Source organism: Lysobacter sp. A378, from assembly GCF_054052125.1.
On the sequence record NZ_JBSVRK010000001.1, the window covers coordinates 818318 to 837660 of the forward strand.

The window sequence follows — 19343 nt, forward strand, 5'->3', positions numbered from 1 at the left end:
GATGCGCAAGTTGTCAATTGCAATTGCGACATCGCTGGTTGCAGCGGCGGCCCTGGTGGCCGCCGCACCTGCTTCTGCCCAGCGCATGAGCCTGGCTGAGCGGGTGTCCCTGCTGGAACAGCAGGCGGGCAACAACCAGGCGACCGTCGACCTGTTACGCCAAGTCAACCTGCTCAAGGAAGAGGTGACCGCGCTGCGGTCCCAGGTCGAGCAGCTCCATCATCAGCAGGAACAGCTCCAAGGTACCGCCCGCGCCCAGTATCTCGATCTGGATGGCCGAATCAACCGGCTACAGGGCGGCGCTGGCACATCCGAGCTGGACGCTTCTGGAGTGGACCCTGGAATGGACCAGGCAGCGCCTGTAGATCCACCGGCGCCCGGCGCGGCAGCCGCTCCCGTCGACAGCATCCCGGCCATCTACGGAGATCCAGGCAAGCTGGACCAGACGGCCGGGGAGCGCGAGGCCTACGATGTCGCCTTTGACGCGTTGCGGACCGGCGAGTACGTCGAGTCGGCGCGACTGTTCCATTCCTTCCTTGGCCACTACCCGGGTGGGGCCTACGCGCCCAACGCGCTGTACTGGCTGGGCGAGAGCTACTACGTCACCCAGAACTACCAGCTCGCGCTGGAGCAGTTCGAGGCGTTGCTGCAGCGCTACCCGACCCATGACAAGGCGCCTGGCGCGATGCTCAAGGTGGGTCTGTCACAGCAGGGTCTGGAGCAGCCCGACGCGGCCGAGCGAACCCTCACCGAAGTTACCGAACGCTATCCCGGCACCGACGCCGCGCGGATCGCCGCCGACCGTCTGGGCGCCATCCAGCTCGGCCGCATCCAGTAATGGAAGCGGCCACGGCAGGGCTTCGCTTGCTCGGCTAAAATGGCGCGATGAACGTTGTTTCCCCCCAGGCGCCCAACGCGGCGCCGGAGCGCCTGCGGCTGACCGAGATCTTCCTGTCGCTGCAGGGCGAATCGCGCAGCATCGGCTGGCCGACGGTATTCGTGCGCCTGACCGGTTGCCCGCTGCGTTGCCAGTACTGCGATACCGCCTACGCCTTCCATGGCGGCCAGTGGTGGGACTACGACACCATCCTGGCTGAGGTGGCGCGCCATCAAACCCGCCACGTCTGTGTCACCGGCGGCGAACCGCTCGCGCAGAAGCGTTGCATCGGCCTGTTGCAACGACTGTGCGAAGCCGGTTACGAGGTGTCCTTGGAGACTTCCGGCTCGATCGACATCAGTCAGGTCGACGCGCGGGTTTCGCGGGTGCTGGACATCAAGACACCCGGGTCGGCCGAGGTCGATCGCAACTTGTGGAGCAACATCGCCCTGCTGACCGCGCACGACCAGGTCAAGTTCGTGATCTGCTCGCGTGAGGACTACGACTGGGCGAAGACCGTGGTGGCCGAATACCGGTTGGACGGGATCTGCGACGTGATGTTCTCACCCAGTTTCAGCCAGATCAGCCCGCGCGAGCTGGCCGACTGGATCGTGGCCGACCATTTGCCGGTGCGCTTCCAGTTGCAACTGCACAAGATCCTGTGGGACGACGAGCCCGGTCGCTGACCTGGACTCGTCTTTCCTTGTTGTCACTCAAGAAGACCAACCATGAAAAAAGCCGTTGTACTGCTCTCCGGGGGGATGGACTCCGCGGTCGTCGTCGCCATCGCCCGCGAACAGGGCTTTGCCGTGCACGCATTGAGCGTGAACTACGGCCAGCGCCACACCTCCGAGCTCGCCGCTGCCGCCCGCGTGGCGACGTCACTGGGCGCGGTCGCGCACAAGATCGTCAGCGTTGATCTGGGTGCCATCGGTGGCTCCGCGTTGACCGATGAGTCCATCGCGGTGCCGCTGGACGAGCCTGCGGGCGCCAACGCCATCCCGGTGACCTACGTGCCGGCACGCAACACCATCATGTTGTCGGTCGCACTCGGCTGGGCCGAAGTGCTCGGTGCGGCCGACCTGTTCTGCGGCGTCAATGCCGTGGACTACTCGGGATACCCCGACTGCCGTCCCGAGTTCATCAGCGCTTTCGAGAAGCTCGCCAACCTGGCCACCAAGGCCGGTGTCGAAGGGCCGGGGCTGCACGTGCATGCACCATTGCAAACCATGAGCAAGGCCGAGATCGTGCGTGAAGGCGTGCGCCTGGGGGTCGATTTCGCCGAGACCGTATCGTGCTACAAGGCCGACGATAAGGGTCTTGCCTGCGGTCACTGCGACGCTTGCCGGTTGCGCGCGGCGGGCTTCGCCGGCGCCGGGGTTGCCGATCCGACCCGGTATGTCTGAACCCTGGGCACCGGCGTCGGCGCACGGGGGTCGTTTGCACCCGCCGTCTTTCCCGGTCCTCGGCTCGTGCGCTTCGCACCTGAGCGCCCAGTTGCGTTAGAATTCACGCCCCCGGCGCAAGGCCGGGTCGCGTGGGCCGTTAGCTCAGTCGGTAGAGCATCGGACTTTTAATCCGCTGGTCGATGGTTCGAATCCATCACGGCCCACCAGTTTTCGCATCACGCCACGTCGCAATCCAGCAACTGCTGCAATACCGCCTCGCCATAGCGTTCCAGCTTGCTGGCGCCGATGCCGGGAATGTGGCTCAACTCGTCGAGGTCGCCGGGGTCGGATTCGGCAATGGCGCGCAGCGTTGCATCGTGGAAGATCACGTAAGCGGGGACGTTCTGCTCGCGGGCCATTTCAGCGCGCCATCCACGCAGCGAGCGGAAGCGCGCCGCAGGCTCGGGGGCGAGGTCGATCGGCGCGGGTGCGGAGCCGCTGCGATTGCGGCGCCCAACCGGTTTCGGCGCGTCCCGACGAAAGCGCAGTTGGCGCTCTCCGCGCAGCACCGGCCCGGCGTCATTGGTCAACCGGAATGCACCGTGACGTTCGTGGTCGGCTTCCAGCAATCCGGTGGCCACCAGTTGCCGGAACACGCTGCTCCATTGCCGCGCATCCAGGTGATCGCCGATCGCCCAGGTGCTGAGCTTGTCGTGGCCATGCTGCGTGACCTTGTCGGTCGCCGTGCCGCGTAACACGTCGATGACATGGCCGGCGCCAAACCGCTGTCCGGTTCGATAGACACACGACAAAGCCTTGCGCGCCACTTCGGTGGCGTCCCAGCTCTCCGGTGGATTCAGGCAGTTGTCGCAGTTGCCACAGGCGCCCGGATGGCTTTCCGCGAACCAGCCCAGCAGGGCCTGGCGGCGACACTGGGTCGACTCGCAGTAACCCAGCAAGGCATCCAGCTTGCGCAGCTCCAGTCGCTTGCGTTCGTCACTGGCCTCGCCCTGGTTGATCAGCATGCGCAGGTTGACCACGTCGCCCAGGCCGTAATTCAGCCAGGCCTCGGCCGGTTCGCCATCGCGTCCGGCACGGCCGGTTTCCTGGTAGTAGCCCTCGATCGACTTGGGCAGGTCGACATGGGCGACAAAGCGCACGTCGGGCTTGTCGATGCCCATGCCGAACGCAATGGTGGCGACCATGACCACGCCGTCGGCCTGCAGGAATCGGCGCTGGTTGGCGGCGCGTTCGGCCGCGGGCAGGCCGGCGTGGTAGGGCAGCGCGTCGATGCCGGCCGCCTGCAGTTGCTCGGCGGTCTTGTCGACCCGCTTGCGCGAGAACGCATAGACAATGCCGCTGTCGCCACGATGGCCGGCGAGGAAGTCCAGCAGGGCGCGCTGGCCGCTGCCGTCTTTTTGTGCAACCCGGTAGCGGATGTTGGGCCGGTCGAACGAGCTGACGAACTTGCGGGCATCGTCCAGTGCCAGGCGCTCGGCAATCTCGCGCCGGGTCGGCTCGTCGGCGGTAGCGGTCAGGGCGATGCGCGGGATGTCGGGCCAGCGTTCGTGCAGGATGGTCAGTTCACGGTATTCGCGGCGGAAGTCGTGGCCCCATTGGGAGACGCAGTGGGCTTCGTCGATCGCGAACAGGGCGATACCCGGGCCGGCATGGACGCGGTCGAGCAGGCTCAGGCAGCGGCCGCTCAGCAGGCGCTCGGGGGCGACGTAGAGCAGGTCGAGCTCGCCGGCGAGCAGGTCGCGTTCGACCTCGGCGGCGGTGGCGGCGTCGAGGGAGGAATTGAGGTAGGCCGCGCGCACGCCGAGTTGGCGCAGGGCTTCGACCTGGTCCTGCATCAGGGCGATCAGCGGTGAGACGACCACGCCGCAGCCGTTGCGCAGCAGGGCGGGGAGTTGGTAGCACAACGACTTGCCGCCGCCGGTCGGCATCAGGACGAGGGCATCGCCGCCGTTGACCAGGCAGTCGATGATTTCTGCCTGTTCGCCGCGGAATTCCGGGTGGCCGAAGGTGGTGCGAAGCAAGTCGAGTGCGGCGTTTTCCATGCGTCACAGGGTAGCAAGCGCGCGTCTCGGGGATGCTCGGAGAATCCCACTTCGGCTGGTGGGGGTTTGCCTGGTTGCTGGTTGGGAGCAGGGAACGGCAACAGCAACAGCAACAGCAACAGCGGTAGGGTGCGCCGGCTTCGGCGGGGGCGGCGCCCTGTCCGGGTATTGCTACTCGGTTCGGGCGGCCGTCCCTGGCCGCACTCACCGCCGTGCGCCATCCATGGCGCACTCTTCGCAATACCCGGCCAGGACGCCGCACGGGGGCTGGCCGGGTATTGCGGCCTTGTTTCAGTGAGAGCGGACTGGTCTTAGACGATCCGCGCTCCTCGCTTTTCCCGAAGTCAGCGAAGTCCGGCAGGAGGTGGACGGCGGGGGGATTGCGGAAAAGCAGGCCATGGATGGCCTGCGGCCCGCCTCAGGGCAGGATGCCCTGATGAAGGGCTGGAGCAATCCCCCCGCCGGCCGCCTCCCGCGACGAACCATAACGAGGCCGCTCTTGCCTCTGAACACAACACCGCCCGAGCATCAAGCAATCCCCCGCAGCCCGGCTCCCGCGTCCGCCGCGTGCGATCGGGATACAAGAAACCCCAAGGCGATGATCCCCGGGGTTCCTGAGCTTCCAGCTTTCAACTGCTGGCTGCAGTTAACGCACTAGCAACTTACTGCAACAGCGAACGCAACATCCAGGCGTACTTCTCGTGGGTGTGCAGACGCTGGGTCAGCAGGTCGACGGTCGGGTCGTCGCTGGCATCGTCGGCGGTCTTGAGCACCTTGCGCGCGGTGCGACAGACCGCTTCGTTGCCGACGGTCAGCTGGCGCACCATCTCCTTCCAGTCGGGGATGTCGGACAGGCCCGCCTCTTCCGGGATCGACGCCAGTTCGATGAACTCGGCATACGAGCCCGGGGCGTTGTAGCCCAGCGCGCGAATGCGCTCGGCGATCTCGTCCAGCGCCGTCCATTGCTCGGTGTACTGGGTCTCGAACATCAGGTGCAGGGCGTTGAACATCGGCCCGGTGACGTTCCAGTGAAAGTTGTGGGTCTTCAGGTACAGCGTGTAGGCATCGGCAAGGAAGTGGGCCAGGCCGTCGGCGATCTTCTTGCGATCTGTATTGCTCAGGCCGATATCAATGGCTGGAGCGCCCGATGCCGGCTGGGCGGATGTCGCGGACTTGCTCTTCTTGGCGGTCTTGGCGGTCTTGGCGGGCTGCGATTTGGCCATGGTTTTTTCCTCTGGTGGATGTTGCTGTGACAATAGGGCGCTGTGCACGCGGTTGAACTATGCAATTTCTGCGAAAGGATCCATGAAGCCTACCGATGTTCCCGACAAGACGGCGTCACGACGCGTTGGTCCAAAGCCGGCTCGCTCACCACGGGCCGGCTCGGCACAACCTCGCCCAAAAGCGGCCGACTCCAAGCGGACCGACCCGGACAGGGCCGCACTGGAGCAGGCGCGCCGCAGCATTGATGCGGCCCTGAGCCGGGATCGTGGCCGTCTGCACGGCCTGTGGTCGCGTTGGCGTGCAAAGCCATCCGACGCGACCGCGCGCGCGGCATTCGAGAAGGCCCGGGACAGCTCGCTCAGTCAGTGTCGCCAGCGCGCCGCCCAGTTGCCGCAAGTACCGGTCGATCCGTCGCTGCCGATTGCCAGCCAAGCAGAACGCATTGTCGCGCTGCTGCGTGAGCATCAGGTGGTGGTGATCGCCGGGGAGACCGGCTCTGGCAAGACCACCCAGTTGCCGAAACTGTGCCTGGCGGCCGGGCGTGGCGCGGCTGGCATGATCGGTTGCACCCAGCCGCGCAGGATTGCCGCGCGAGCGGTCGCCAAACGCGTTGCCGAGGAGTTGCACACCCCACTCGGCGGGCTGGTCGGCTACCAGGTGCGGTTCAACGAGAAGGTCAGTGAATCGACCGCGATCAAGTTCATGACCGACGGCATCCTGCTGGCCGAGATCCAGTCCGACCGCTGGTTGTCGCGCTACGACACGATCTTGATCGACGAGGCGCACGAGCGCAGCCTGAACATCGACTTCCTGCTCGGCTACCTCAAGCAGTTGCTGAAGAAGCGTCGCGACCTGAAGGTCATCGTCACTTCGGCGACGATCGACACCACCCGGTTCTCCGAGCATTTCGATGACGCGCCGGTGGTTGACGTGGAGGGGCGCGGGCATCCGGTGTCGGTGCGTTACCGGCCGCTGGAAGGCGAGGGTGACCGTGATGGCGAGCGCAGCATCAACGACGGCATCGTTGCCGCGTGCGATGAGATCACCGGCGAGGATCCTCGTGGGGATGTGCTGATCTTCCTGCCCGGTGAGCGCGAGATCCGCGATGCACACCAGGCGCTGGAGCGCCGGAAATACCGCCATACCGAGGTATTGCCGCTCTACGCGCGGCTGTCGGTGCGCGACCAGGACCGGGTGTTCAACCCCGGTACGCAGCGGCGCATCGTGCTGGCTACCAATGTCGCGGAGACTTCCTTGACGGTGCCGCGGATCCGCTACGTGGTAGATCCCGGGGTGGCCCGGATCAAGCGTTACAGTCCGCGCAGCAAGCTGGATCGCCTGCGTATCGAGCCCGTCAGCCAGGCCAGTGCCGACCAGCGCAAGGGCCGCTGCGGGCGGGTGTCGGAGGGCACCTGCTACCGGCTCTACAGCGAGGCGGATTTCGACTCACGCCCGGCCTATACCGATCCTGAGATCCGCCGCGCTGCGCTGGCCGGGGTGATCCTGCGGATGCTGTCGTTGGGTCTGGGCGATATCGACGACTTTCCGTTCCTGGAGCCCCCCGAGCCGCGCGCGGTGGCCGATGGATGGCAGCAACTGGGCGAGCTGGGGGCGGTGGAAGTGGCCAGCGACAAGGCCGCGCGCAATCAGCTGACCGCCACCGGGCGATTGATGGCGCGGATGCCGGTGGACGTCAAATTGGCACGGATGCTGGTCGCCGCCAATGCCCGCGGTTGCCTGCGCGAGATGCTCGTGATCGCGTCGTTCCTCGGCATCCAGGACCCGCGCGAGCGCCCCGCCGACCAGCGTGCCGCCGCCGACAATGCCCATGCCCGGTTCGTTGACTACAGCTCGGAGTTCGTCGGCATCCTGAAGCTGTGGGCTGCTTACCAGGAAACCCATGAAGCCTCCACCCAGTCGCAGTTACGGCGCTGGTGCGAGAAGAACTTCCTCGGTTTCCTGCGCATGCGCGAGTGGCGCGAACTTCACCGCCAGTTGAAACTGATGGCGGACGAACTCGGTTGGGTGCAGTCGTCGCAGCAAACGCCGGAACTCGATGCCGGCGCCTACGCCAACCTGCATCGCGCACTGATCGCCGGCTTGCCGACCCAGATCGGCCACCGGGTGCCGCCGGCCGAGAACAAGGCGCCCGGCAAGGGGCCCGGCAAGAAGCCCGGCGAACGCAAGCCGGCCGCGGTCTACGACGGCCCGCGCGGGCGCAAGTTCCAGCTGTTCCCGGGCTCCTGGCTGATCCGCAAGCCGCCGCCGTGGGTGCTGTCGGCGACCCTGCTCGACACCGAGAAAGTCTGGGCGATGAGCAACGCCTCGATTGAGCCGCAGTGGGCGATCGACGAGTTGCCGCACCTGCTCGCGCGTCGTCACCATGACCCGCGCTGGTCGCGCTCGCAGGGCCGGGTGCTGGGCAGCGAGCAGGTCAGCCTGTTCGGTCTGGTGCTGGCGCCCAAGCGTCCCGTCCACTACGGCGGGTTGTACCCGCAGGAGAGCCGCGCGATCTTCGCTCGCGACGCCTTGGTCACCGGCGAGATCAACACCCGCAGCGGGTTCCTGGCGCGCAACCTGGCGCTGCTCGACAAGGCGCGCGAGGAGGAAGCCAAGCAGCGGCGCGCCGGACTGGTGGTCGACGAAGACTGGATGGCCGACTGGTATCTGCAGCGGTTGCCGCCTGATGTCCACAACGCCCAGGCGCTGGATGCCTGGTACGGCAAGTTGCCGGCAACGCAGAAGGCCACGCTGGAATGGGCGCTGGATGACTTGCTGGTCGGCGATGAGACCGATGCGACGCGCTTTCCACCACAGATCGCGTTGGGTGACGCGTGGCTGGCGGTCCGCTACCGCTTCGAGCCGGGCGCTCCCGATGACGGGATGACGATATCGGTCCCGCTGCACCTGCTCAATGCGCTGGACCCGGCGCGGTTGGGCTGGTTGGCGCCGGGTTTCACCCAGGACAAGGCCATCGCCCTGATCAAGAGTTTGCCCAAGGCTCAACGTCGCAATTTCGTCCCCGCACCGGATTTCGCCAAGGCCTTCCACGAAGCGCACCCCGGACCGGAACCCCAACCCATGACCCGCGCGCTTGCGGATTTCCTGAAGCAGATCACCGGCGCGGCTGTCACTGCCGACGAGTTTGACGAGTCCGGCCTGGAACCGCACCTGCGCGCCAACCTGCGGTTGCTGGATGTGCCGGACAAGCGCGGTGAAGCCGTGGTGCTGGCGGAGTCACGTGATCTGGGCGAGTTGCGCGAGCGCTTCGGGGAACGCTCGACGCGGGCGTTCGCCGCACACGCTGCCGATGGCCTGGGCCAAAGCGGGCTGGTCAGCTTCCCCGACGATGCCATCCCGGCCAGCTTGCCCGGCGTGGCGGGCATGCCGGCGTATCCGGCGCTGCACGATGACGGCGACAGCGTGTCGCTCCAGGTCCATGCCGAACGCGAGATCGCACTGCGGGATCACCCCGCTGGGGTGCGCCGGCTGCTGTGGCTGGCGCTGGGCGATGCGCGTAAACAGGCACGCAAGCAATTGCCGATATCGGCCAAGACGGGTTTGTTGTACGCCGCCATCGAGTCGGCCGCGCCGCGGGAGAAAGGCAGTCGCGATGGCGATCATCTGCGCACTGATCTGGTCGATGGCGCCTTTGCCGCCCTGGTGGCCGATGGGCTGGACGAGATCCGCGATATCGCGGCGTTCACAGCGCGCCGCGACGCCGTGGCCAAGCGCCTGTTTGCGGAATCCATGGAGCGCTTGCAGCAAGCGGAGATCATTCTTGCGGCGGTGTCGCAGGCGCGCGCCAGCCTGGAATCGCCGCTGATGGGTTGGGCGGGCGCCAACCTGGATGACATGCGTGTGCAGTTGGCGGGATTGACGCTGCCGGGATTCCTCGGCGATGTGCCAGCACCGGCCCTGGCCGAGTATCCGCGCTACCTGAAAGCCCTGGCGCTACGCGGTGAGCGCGCCTTGCGCGACCCGGTGCGTGATCAGGCTCGGATGCTGGAGCTCAAGCCTTTCGCTGATGCATTGGCGGCGGCAAACGCCAGCGGCGAAGCCAGCGCAACGCCGTGGCAGGCGTTGCGCTGGGACCTGGAAGAGCTGCGGGTGTCGCTGTTTGCCCAGGAGTTGGGGTCGCGCGGCGTGTCGCCGAAGAAGCTCGCCGCGCGCCTGGCGCAGTTACGTCCGTAGCGCGAACGACAAACGCGTGCCGGGCAGACGTTGGTGCGCCGCCTACTCGACCCGTTCCACCTTCGCGCGGGTGTTGTAGCCCTCGACCCGCAGGTACCAGATACCGCCAAACATGCCGGGCGTGATGGTGACCTGGGGGCTGTCCAGGCGCACGCCGACCAGCGATGCATTATTGGTCTGGCGCCACACTTGGCCGTTGTCCAGGGTGTACTTGAGACCTTCGCGGAAGCCCTCGAACTTGCCTTGCAGATGCGCGATCACCGGCTCGCTGGCGAGGTTGGCGGCGAATCCGCGTTGCTCCTGTTCAATCCGTTCCTCGGCGACCTTGGTGGCCTTGCTGGTCTCGGTATCCAGGGTGCGGTTGAGCCAGTTGTTCAGCTGGCTCAGTTGCGCCGGGGTGAGCTGGTCAAGGCCGGCCGCCTGGAACTGCTCGGCGGTCATTTGCTGCTCGATCCGGGTGGCATCCTGGGCCGATGCGAATGGGGCCAGCAGCAGCAGGCCGACCAGGACAAGCGGACGGAGGCGATACGAGGCAGGGCCATTGCGTTCAGTCGTTTGCATGAGTTGTTCCTGTGGGTGTTTGGTCGCTAGTGTAGACACTCCCCTGCACACAGATGAACCGATACCGCGATGAGCACTTCGCGACCCACTGCGTCCAAGGCGGCTGTTCCGGTGGCCGACGCGCCCTCGACCTCCGCGCCGGCAGCCGCGTTGGCGGCGTTGTTGGAGCAGGCACCTGCAAACACCATTGAGCCGGGTCTGCTGGCGGCGATGGTGCAGGCGGCGGCGACGGACGCAAGCGCTTCCGACGATCCACGCGACCCTCCCGAGACGGTTGCGAAGATGCTGACGGCGCTGCAGCGACTGGGCGCCGACAGCGACAGCCTCGCCGCGGCGATCGTGCATACCTATCCCGGCCTGCAGGCGCGGATCAGTGAAACGCTCGAACGCGACTTCCCGGTGATCGGTGCCTTGCTGGAAGGCCAGCGTGCCGCCGGCCAGGTGTGGGCGCTGCATGTCGAGCAACAGGGCCGTGGCAGCAGCGAGGGTTTGCGCCGCTTGTTGCTGGCGATCGTGCGCGACATGAGGGGAGTGCCGATCCTGCTTTCGCGGCAGCTGGCCCGCATGCAGCAAGCCGATACTCTGCCGCCGGAACGGCGTATGGCATTGGCCTCGCTCACCCGCGATATCCATGCACCGCTGGCCAACCGACTGGGCATCTGGCAGCTGAAATGGGAGCTGGAAGATCTGGCGTTCCGTTACCTGCACGAAGACACCTACCAGCAGATCGCACGTCTGCTGGCCGAGAAACGCCGCGACCGGGAAAGCTACATCGACCAGGTCCAGAAGACCTTGCGCGCCGCCCTGGGTGCCCACGGGCTGAAGGCCGATATCGCCGGTCGGCCAAAGCACATCTACAGCATCTGGAAGAAGATGCAGCGCAAGCAGGCGCCGATCAGCGAGCTGTACGACCTGCGTGCGGTACGCATCCTGGTCGACGACGTGGCGGCCTGCTACGCCGCGCTCGGAGTGGTGCACGCCACGTGGGTGCCGATCTCCAGCGAGTTTGATGATTACATCGCCCGGCCCAAGCGCAATGACTACCGCTCGCTGCACACCGCGGTGATCGGGCCACAGGGCAAGACCCTGGAAGTGCAGATCCGTACCTTCGACATGCACAGCCAGGCCGAGCTGGGCGTGGCGGCGCACTGGCGCTACAAGGAAGGCAGCGGTGGTGACGCCGCATTCGACCGCAAGATCGCCTGGATGCGCAAACTGCTGGAACCGGCTGCCGAAGCGGGCGCGGATGACGCCGCGCTGGCCGGCGAGTTGGATGCCGAGCTGGTCGAGGACCGGGTCTATGTGCTGACGCCCAAGGGCGAGGTGATCGACCTGCCGCTGGGCTCCACGCCGCTGGACTTCGCCTACCGCGTGCATACCGAGGTCGGCCACCGTTGTCGCGGCGCCAAGGTGGATGGGCGCATCGTGCCGCTGGATCATCGGTTGAGCAGTGGTGACCGGGTCGAGATCAAGACCGCCAAGACCGGCGAGCCGCGTCGCGATTGGCTGATCGAGTCCAATGGTTTCCTTGCCAGCAGCCGTTCGCGCGAGAAGGTGCGCAACTGGTTCCACAAGTTGGATCGTGGGCGCAACGAGGTTGCCGGCAAGGAGCTGCTGGACAAGGAGCTGCGTCGGCTGGGCCTGCTGGGCGCGGACCTGGCACCGGCTCGCGAGCGCTTTGCGCTGGCCAACGATGGTGACTTGCATGTGCTGGTCGCCCTGGGAGACCTGGGGCCGCATCAGGTCGGCCGGGTATTGCTGGAGCATGAACGTGCCGGGGCCACTTCCGCGCCGACCCCGGAGGTCGCCGCCGCCCCGGTCAGGCCGCCGCGCAACAAGGCGCGCGACTTTACCGTGCAGGGGCTCGACAACCTGCTGGTGCAGCTGGGACGTTGTTGCCAGCCGTTGCCGGGCGAACCCATTGCCGGCTACCTGACCCGTGGACGCGGGGTAACCGTGCACCGTGACAGCTGCGCGATGTTCCAGCGACTGGCGGACAAGGAGCCCCAGCGCATCCTGACGGTGGAGTGGGGTGCCAGCAGCGGTTACGAGGTGGACGTGGAAGTGGTCGCGGTGGATCGCAAATGGTTGCTCAAGGAGGTCACCAACGTGATTGCCCAGGCCAACGTGCATGTCGGCAGCATCCGCAGCGACCTGCAGCGAAACGGTGCCCGCGTCCGGATCCGGATGCGGTTGCGGGTAGGCGATTTCGGCCAGCTCTCGGCCCTGTTGGGAAAGCTCTGCGCGCTACCGGGAGTGGAGCACGCTCGACGGAGCTGACGCCAGCCCGGTGGGTCGGCGGACTATGCTGCTGTCATGCGTCTGCACTCACGTCGAAACAATCACCGCGATGACCGCGCGCCGCGCGTCCCTGCCTGGCATCGCTGGCTGGCCGTGGTGTTGGCGATAGGCGGGGTGGCGGCGCTGCTGGTGGCCCGCCAACCGATATCGCAGTGGTTGTGGCCGGACACGCGTATCCAGCAACTGCGCATCGATGCCGCCCAGGCGCTGGGAGCCGGAGAGCTGAGTCGCGCGGACGGGCGCGGCGCACGCGAGCTGTATGAAGCCGCGTTGGCGCTGGATCCCGACCGGATTGGCGCACGTGACGGGTTGGTCGCGGTCGGCAACGCCGCATTGGCACGTGCCAATGCGGCGATTGAACAGGGACATCCGGCGGAAGCGCGCGACGCGCTGCAATTGGCCCGCGACCTGGCCGTGCCGACGGCGCAGACCGATGCGCTGGAGGCGCGGCTGCGCAAACGGGAAGTGGACGCTACCGGGGTGGACCGGCTGCTGAGCGAGGCGGTCGTGGCGCGCGGCGCGGGTCATCTTGACGGCGATGCGGGGGCTGCGCTGCCATTGTTTGAGCGCGTACTGGCACTGCAACCCAACAACATTGCCGCGTTGGAGGGCAGGGAGGACACTTTGGCCGACTTGCTGCAACAGGCGCGCAAGGCCGTGAATGATGCCGATCTCAGCCACGCGGCGAGGTTGGTTGCACGCGTGCAGGCGGTGGATCCCGGTCACGTCGACCTGCCACAAACCCTGGCCGAACTGGGAGCCGGTATCGAGCGTCGGCTGGCGAAAGCGGACGATGACCTGGCGGGACGTGAGCTGGTGGCCGCACTGGCGGGTTATGACCAGGTGGCGACGATCTACCCCGGTAACACCGCGGCGGTCCGCGGTCGGGTACGGGTGGCCGATGCACATGCCGCGCGCAGTCGACGCTACGCCGCCGATTTTCAGCTTCGGCCGGCGCAAGCCGAGTTGCTGGCGGCCGAGGCGATCGCACCGCAGGCTGCAGCCGTGGTCGCCGCGCGGCGATACCTGACCGAGGCGCGGGTGTCGCAGGCACGTTTCAACGATGGCGTGCCGTCCGCCGCCCAGCGTCGACGCGTGCTTGACCTGCTGGCTGCTGCCGGGGCCGCTGAAGCGCGCGGCGACCTGCTGTTGCCGCCGGGCGAGAGCGCCTATGACAAGTTGCGCACCGCGCGCGCCATCGCACCGCGGGACCCGGCGGTGCTCGCCATGGCGGCACGCCTGCGTCCGGCGGCCTGGGAGTGTTTTGAGCAGGCATTGCCGCGCAACCGGCTGACGACCGCAGGCGCCTGCCTGGACGCCTACGCGGTGTTGGAAGGCGATGACGGCGCCATGCGCAAAGCGCGCCGGCGGCTGGCATTGCGCTGGATTGCCGTGGGTGACGAGCGTCTGGGGGCCGGCGAGCTGCCGGCCGCGCGACATGCCCTGGACACGGCGCGCGCGCTGGATCCGCTTGCAGAAGGCATGGAGGCCTTCGCCCACCGTGTGCGCGCCGCGTCGATAGTGGCCGACTAGTTCCGACCCAACAGCACTTGCTGCACCACGGCGCGTCCAGCGTCCAGCGAGAAGTGCTGCTCGACGTTGGCGCGGCCGTTATCCCCCAGCTGTTGCCACAAGGCGCCGTCGTGATAAGCGCGCAGGACGGCGGCGGCGAAGTCGGCGGCATCGTCGGCCACCAGCACGTCCTGGCCGGCGCGCAGATGCATGCCTTCGATCGCGCAGGTGGTGGCTACCACGGGCTGGCCATGCGCCATGGGCTGGTTGATCTTGCCCTTCACCCCCGCGCCGTAGCGCAGTGGCGCGACCGATAGCCGTACTTCTGCCAGGTACGGGGTCAGGTTGGGCACGTGCCCATGCACGATGACGCCCGGTGATGTCGCCAGTGCCGCAACCTCGGCGTTCACGTCGCCGCCGATGCAGTGGAATTGCAGGTCCGGCTCATGGGCTCGCAGCAATGGCCAGACCGATTCGACAAACCAGCACACCGCGTCCACGTTGGGCGGATGGCGAAAACCGCCGACGAACATCAGGTCGCGGCGCTCCTCGAAAGGCAGGCCGTGGCCACCGCTTCGGTGCAGGTTGGACAGCACTTCCACGCGGGCCTGCGGAGCGTCCTGGGTCAACAGTTCGCGCTCTACCTCGCTGACCACCAGCGTTGCGTCGCTGCGGGCGATGACGTCCAGCTCCAGGGTGCGGGTACGCTCGGCGGCGCGGGTCCGGACCGGGTCGTTGGCCAGCTCGCCGCCGCGGCGCTCGCGCAGGTAGTGCAGGTCGACGGTATCGAACACGAGCCGTGCCTGCGGCGCGTACCTGCGCAGCAATGGCAGCATCTCGCGCATCACGTAGTGGCGGCACACGAGCACGCTGTAAAAGCGCGCGCCGTGCCCGGCCAGCCATTTCGGCAGCCGCGCTGCGAATGGCACGTACCAGACCTCGACCCCCAACTGCTGCAAGGTGCGGGTGTAATCGCCATCGTGGTCGCGATCGGCTGGTATGAACACCACGTGCGCGCCTTCCTCGCGCAACATGCGCATCAGGTTGACCAGCCGCAGCGACCCGGAGTCGCGGTCCGGGCGCGGGGTGAGTGCGTCGATGACCAATACGGTGCGCGAGTACAACCGGTCGGTCAGTCCAGCCACGCTGGCGGTATGGCCAGGGTGGTCAGGCAGCAGTGCGTGCCAGCGCTCCCGGAAATACTGCTGGTTGCGCACCTGGTAGGCCTTGACGCCATGGCGTGTATCGGTGCCCGCGGTTGCGCCCTCGGTGTGTACCACCCTGGACGCCGGCTGGTACAGCACCTGTAGCCCGCGTGCACGCACCTGCATGCCCAGGTCGGTGTCTTCGTAGAATGCCGGCGCGTAACGGGTGTCGAACCCTCCCAGTGATTCCAGCAGCGCCCGCGGCAGGGCGATCGCCGCGCCGGAGCAGTAGTCCACGCGGCGGACGTAGTTGAAGGCGCAGTGGTCGGCGGACTCCAGCCGGCCGAGCTTGTCGGCGGAGCCGTCCTTGCGCACGATTCCGCCCGCCTCCTGCAAGCGACCATCGGGATACAGCAGCTGCGCACCGACCAGTCCGGTACCGGGATGCTGGTCAAAGGTCGCCAACAGCGCGTCCAGCCAGCCCGGTTGCGGAACCGTGTCGTTGTTGAGGAACACCACGAACTCGCCACGCGCCTTCGCCAGGCCGTCGTTGCAGGCGGCGACGAAACCGCCATTGTCGACACGGCGGAAGTAGCGCAGCCCGTCCACCTGCGCCAATGCGGCGGCCGTTTCGTCGGTGCTGCCGTCGTCGATGACGATGATCTCCACCGGCAACCCGGGTGGATGCGCGGCCAGCGCGCGCAGGCACCCCAGGGTGTGCGGGAACTGGTTGTAGACGGGAATCACGATGCTGGCGACGGGCGCTTGGCTGGCAGGCACGGCGAAGCCGGCGAAAGGCGTCGGCGCGGGAAGGTACAGATCGCTGCGCGGCGTTGGCCGGACCCACCGCAACTGTTTGAGCACGCGCTGCCACGAGGCATGAAGGCCACGGGTGCGCAAACTGGTCAGCCCGCGTTGGACCAGGCCGGTGCTGCGATCGAACAGAAACCGCAGATCGGCCCGCGACATCGCCATGCTTTACAACTCCGATAGTAGGGAAAAGCGCGTCGTACGCTATCGCAACGGGCTGAACTGACGCCCAATTCACGCCAGTGCCCACGCTACGGGCGCCGGCTCGGGCTGCGTTAGACTTCAGTCCACGAGGGCACCGCCCTGTCATTGTCCCATGCCGTGGCCCGAATCGATTACGACGAAGACGATTTGAATTCCGAGCACTCGAATTCCGACGAACATCGGACACCGCAATGGCGCCGCCGCGTGGTGACCTGGGTGCTGGCGGCGATCGGGTTGGGGCTGGGGTTTCTGATCCCGTATTCGCTGTACCTCAACCACGAGGTCGGGGAGCGCTTCGACCAGCTCCGCTGGCAGTTGCCGACCCGGGTATACGGCCGACCGTTGGCGCTGGTGCCGGGTCTGGCGATGGACGCCGGCACGCTCAAGACCGAGCTGCACGCGGCCGGCTATCACGTCGGCGACGGGCGCAGGGCCGGCAGCTATTCCAACGAAGGCACGCACTGGGTGATCTCCAGCCGCGGCTTCAACGACGTGGATGGGCCGGTTGCTCCCAGCCGGGTCGAGGTGACGGTGTCGGGCGGCAAGGTCACTGGGCTGCGCGCGGCCGGCGCCGATGAGGCGTTGAAGCTGGCCAGGCTGGACCCGGCCCGCATCGCGACCCTGTACGGCCAGCAGCAACAGGAGCGTCGGCTGGTACAACTCGACGAAGTCCCCGAATTGCTGGTGACCGGCCTGCAGGCGGTCGAGGACCGGGATTTCGCCCACCACCACGGCATCGACCTGTCCGGCATGGCGCGGGCCGCCTGGGTCAACCTGCGCTCGGGCGAAGCACGCCAGGGTGCCAGTACGCTGACCCAGCAACTGGCACGTAGTGGTTTGCTCGGGATCGGCCGCGAGCGCACCTACACCCGCAAATTCAACGAGATCATCTACGCGTTGCTGATCGAGGCGCGCTACGACAAGCAGGTGATCCTGGAGGCCTATTTCAACCAGGTTTACCTGGGCCAGCGCGGCGCGCAGGCGATCCACGGCGTGGCGGCGGCCGCGGAGTTCTGGTTTGGGCGCGATCTGGCCGATATCAGCACCGAGCAGATCGCCTTGTTGATCGGGATCGTGCGCGGACCGTCCTATTACGACCCGCGGCGGCATTCGGACCGGGCCACCCAACGGCGTAATTTCGTGTTGGGCGAGATGCATGAAACCGGGCTGATCGACGACGCCGAGTACCAGCGTGCACGCGCCGCGCCGTTGGGCGTCACCGATCAGCCTGGCAGCACCTCGGCCAACCGGTTTCCCGCCTATGTCGACCTGATGCGGCGTCAGTTGGCCCGGGACTATCCGGCCGACGCGCTGGCGGGCGCCGGGCTGAGCGTGATGACCGGGATGGCGCCATCGGCGCAGGCCTATGCGGAAAGCGCGGTTACCCACACCCTGGACGGCCTGAACGGGAAAAACCGGCCGGACCTGCAGGCCGGGCTGGTGCTGACCGACGTCCATGACGGCGAAGTGCTGGCGGTGGTCGGCAGCGCGACCCCGGCGTTGCCCGGCTTCAACCGTGCGGTGGAGGCGCATCGTCCGGTGGGCTCGCTGATCAAACCGTTCGTGTACCTGCTCGCGCTGGCATCACCGGGTCAATGGTCGATGGCCAGCTGGGTCAGCGACGCCCCGGTGACGGTGGCGCTCAGCAACGGAAAACGCTGGGAGCCGGGCAATTCCGATGGCCGCAGTCACGGCAGCGTGCACCTGGTCGACGCGCTGGCGAACTCCTACAACCAGGCAACGGTGCGGGTCGGCATGCAGGTCGATCCGCGGCGGATCGCCGATCTGGTACAGACGCTGGCGGGGATCAAGGCCGAACCCAACCCGTCGCTGATCCTCGGTTCGCTCGACCAGAGCCCCTACGCGATGGCCCAGCTGTACCAGTTCCTTGCGTCCGGCGGCGAGATCCAGCCGCTGCACCTGGTGCGTGGCGTGCTGGATACCGACGGTCGCGCGCTCAACCGGTACGACACCGCGCCGGCGCCGGCGCAAGCGGGCGATGCGGTGGCGGCGCGGTTGATCACGATCGCGCTGCAACGCGCGGTTTCCAACGGCACCGGTCGACAACTGGTATCCGACGGGCTCGGCCGACTCAATGCGGCGGGCAAGACCGGCACCAGCAACGACAGCCGCGACAGCTGGTTCGCCGGCTATACCGGTGATCACCTGGCAGTGGTTTGGGTAGGCAACGACGACAACAAGCCGACCGGGCTGTATGGCTCGACCGGCGGCATGCGCGTGTGGTCACGATTGTTCAAGCACCTGCCCAGTGCGCCGTTGACGGTGGGCGACGAAGGCTTGGACTGGCGCTGGGTGGTCGGGTCGAACACGACCGATGCCGGTTGCCCCGGCGCGCGCCGGTTTGCCTTCGTTGCCGGCTTTGCACCCGCCCACCAGCCTTGCCAGCCACCCGAACCCGAGATCGTGCCGGGGCAGGAACAGGGACAAGGCGGTTGGCGTGAGTGGTTCGGGTTTGGTCGTGACGATGACAAGCCCCAGCCCCAGCCCCAGCCCGAACCCGCCGCCCAGCCGCTACCGCCACAGGAAACACGATGAACCTTCGTTTGCTGATTGCCGCCACGTTCGCACTGGTGCTCAGTGCTTGCTCCGCCGCGCCGGTGGTCGCTCCCGCGCCGTCGTTCGATCCGGTCGCCATGGTGAAAGCGATCCAGGCCGCGGGCGCCTCCGCAACACCCGAGCTGGTCGTCAATCCCCTGGCCGGCACACACGTCACCGACCTGCAGGAGCAAGCCCGCCAACGGCACGCGCAAGGCCACCACGCCGAAGCTGCGGTGATCCTCGACCAGGCCCTGGCCCTTGATCCGGGTGATCCGGAACTGCTGCAACAACGCGCCGAGGCCGCCGTGCTGCTGGGGGATCTGCCACAGGCCGAAGGACTCGCGCGCCAGGCGATCACGATTGGCGCCGAGGTGGGTCCGCAGTGCCGGCGGCACTGGGAAACCGTGGTCCAGGTGCTGGCGGTGGAAGGCGAAGCCGCACAGCTCGCCCAGGCACGCCAGCAACGCGACGCGTGCACCGTCACCGCACCGCCGCGTTATTGACC

At 67.0% G+C, this 19343-nt stretch carries 12 protein-coding genes and 1 tRNA gene; 9 read left to right on the forward strand and 4 right to left on the reverse strand.

Annotation, left to right across the window (positions count from 1 at the left end):
- The first annotated feature begins 1 nt into the window (after position 1).
- From ybgF to ACW7G1_RS03665, 4 genes are all read left to right on the forward strand, one after another.
- Complete coding sequence (ybgF, locus tag ACW7G1_RS03650) at positions 2–838, forward strand: tol-pal system protein YbgF (RefSeq protein ID WP_456978393.1); 837 nt, start codon at positions 2–4, stop codon at positions 836–838.
- Positions 839–885: 47 nt separating this feature from the next.
- Entirely contained in the window at positions 886–1563 is a 678-nt protein-coding gene (queE, locus tag ACW7G1_RS03655; RefSeq protein ID WP_456978394.1) for a 7-carboxy-7-deazaguanine synthase QueE, read from the forward strand.
- 42 nt (positions 1564–1605) lie between these two features.
- Positions 1606–2283: a 7-cyano-7-deazaguanine synthase QueC gene (gene queC / locus ACW7G1_RS03660; RefSeq protein WP_456978395.1), complete on the forward strand. Its 678-nt coding sequence runs from the start codon at positions 1606–1608 to the stop codon at positions 2281–2283.
- Between the two features lie 133 nt (positions 2284–2416).
- Positions 2417–2492 (forward strand) — tRNA-Lys (locus tag ACW7G1_RS03665).
- A gap of 9 nt (positions 2493–2501) precedes the next feature.
- Here ACW7G1_RS03665 and recQ read toward each other — a convergent pair.
- Complete coding sequence (gene recQ / locus ACW7G1_RS03670; protein ID WP_456978396.1) at positions 2502–4328, reverse strand: DNA helicase RecQ; 1827 nt, start codon at positions 4326–4328, stop codon at positions 2502–2504.
- Positions 4329–4990: 662 nt separating this feature from the next.
- Positions 4991–5551 (reverse strand): Dps family protein, encoded by a 561-nt coding sequence (locus ACW7G1_RS03675; RefSeq protein ID WP_456978397.1) that lies wholly within the window; start codon positions 5549–5551, stop codon positions 4991–4993.
- A gap of 82 nt (positions 5552–5633) precedes the next feature.
- On the opposite strand from ACW7G1_RS03675, the gene hrpA reads away from it, so the two are divergent.
- Positions 5634–9746 (forward strand): ATP-dependent RNA helicase HrpA, encoded by a 4113-nt coding sequence (hrpA, locus tag ACW7G1_RS03680; protein WP_456978398.1) that lies wholly within the window; start codon positions 5634–5636, stop codon positions 9744–9746.
- A gap of 42 nt (positions 9747–9788) precedes the next feature.
- Here the strand turns inward: hrpA and ACW7G1_RS03685 are convergent, their stop codons facing one another.
- Positions 9789–10307 carry a hypothetical protein gene (locus ACW7G1_RS03685; protein ID WP_456978399.1) on the reverse strand — a complete coding sequence of 173 codons (519 nt, stop codon included), beginning with the start codon at positions 10305–10307 and terminating at the stop codon, positions 9789–9791.
- 69 nt (positions 10308–10376) lie between these two features.
- On the opposite strand from ACW7G1_RS03685, the gene ACW7G1_RS03690 reads away from it, so the two are divergent.
- Positions 10377–12587 (forward strand): RelA/SpoT family protein, encoded by a 2211-nt coding sequence (locus ACW7G1_RS03690; protein WP_456978400.1) that lies wholly within the window; start codon positions 10377–10379, stop codon positions 12585–12587.
- A gap of 36 nt (positions 12588–12623) precedes the next feature.
- Entirely contained in the window at positions 12624–14141 is a 1518-nt protein-coding gene (locus ACW7G1_RS03695) for a hypothetical protein (RefSeq protein ID WP_456978401.1), read from the forward strand.
- Here the strand turns inward: ACW7G1_RS03695 and ACW7G1_RS03700 are convergent.
- Positions 14138–16240, reverse strand: a complete 2103-nt coding sequence (locus ACW7G1_RS03700; protein ID WP_456978402.1) for a glycosyltransferase — start codon at positions 16238–16240, stop codon at positions 14138–14140. The two genes, ACW7G1_RS03695 and ACW7G1_RS03700, sit on opposite strands and share 4 nt — an antisense overlap.
- 156 nt (positions 16241–16396) lie before the next feature.
- Between ACW7G1_RS03700 and mrcB the strand changes: the two genes are divergently transcribed.
- Positions 16397–18835 carry a penicillin-binding protein 1B gene (gene mrcB / locus ACW7G1_RS03705; RefSeq protein ID WP_456978403.1) on the forward strand — a complete coding sequence of 813 codons (2439 nt, stop codon included), beginning with the start codon at positions 16397–16399 and terminating at the stop codon, positions 18833–18835.
- Positions 18832–19341, forward strand: a complete 510-nt coding sequence (locus ACW7G1_RS03710) for a tetratricopeptide repeat protein (protein ID WP_456978404.1) — start codon at positions 18832–18834, stop codon at positions 19339–19341. Before mrcB ends, ACW7G1_RS03710 begins: the two co-directional genes overlap by 4 nt.
- Positions 19342–19343 lie beyond the last annotated feature (2 nt).

What these genes read in the sequence shown, in the direction of transcription:
- hrpA (WP_456978398.1), top strand. Translation starts at nt 5,634, where the DNA reads ATGAAGCCTACCGATGTTCCCGACAAGACGGCGTCACGACGCGTTGGT.
- ACW7G1_RS03675 (WP_456978397.1), bottom strand. Translation starts at nt 5,551, where the DNA reads ATGGCCAAATCGCAGCCCGCCAAGACCGCCAAGACCGCCAAGAAGAGC.
- ACW7G1_RS03710 (WP_456978404.1), top strand. Translation starts at nt 18,832, where the DNA reads ATGAACCTTCGTTTGCTGATTGCCGCCACGTTCGCACTGGTGCTCAGT.
- ACW7G1_RS03700 (WP_456978402.1), bottom strand. Translation starts at nt 16,240, where the DNA reads ATGGCGATGTCGCGGGCCGATCTGCGGTTTCTGTTCGATCGCAGCACC.
- queC (WP_456978395.1), top strand. Translation starts at nt 1,606, where the DNA reads ATGAAAAAAGCCGTTGTACTGCTCTCCGGGGGGATGGACTCCGCGGTC.
- ACW7G1_RS03685 (WP_456978399.1), bottom strand. Translation starts at nt 10,307, where the DNA reads ATGCAAACGACTGAACGCAATGGCCCTGCCTCGTATCGCCTCCGTCCG.
- ACW7G1_RS03695 (WP_456978401.1), top strand. Translation starts at nt 12,624, where the DNA reads ATGCGTCTGCACTCACGTCGAAACAATCACCGCGATGACCGCGCGCCG.
- recQ (WP_456978396.1), bottom strand. Translation starts at nt 4,328, where the DNA reads ATGGAAAACGCCGCACTCGACTTGCTTCGCACCACCTTCGGCCACCCG.
- ybgF (WP_456978393.1), top strand. Translation starts at nt 2, where the DNA reads ATGCGCAAGTTGTCAATTGCAATTGCGACATCGCTGGTTGCAGCGGCG.
- ACW7G1_RS03690 (WP_456978400.1), top strand. Translation starts at nt 10,377, where the DNA reads ATGAGCACTTCGCGACCCACTGCGTCCAAGGCGGCTGTTCCGGTGGCC.
- queE (WP_456978394.1), top strand. Translation starts at nt 886, where the DNA reads ATGAACGTTGTTTCCCCCCAGGCGCCCAACGCGGCGCCGGAGCGCCTG.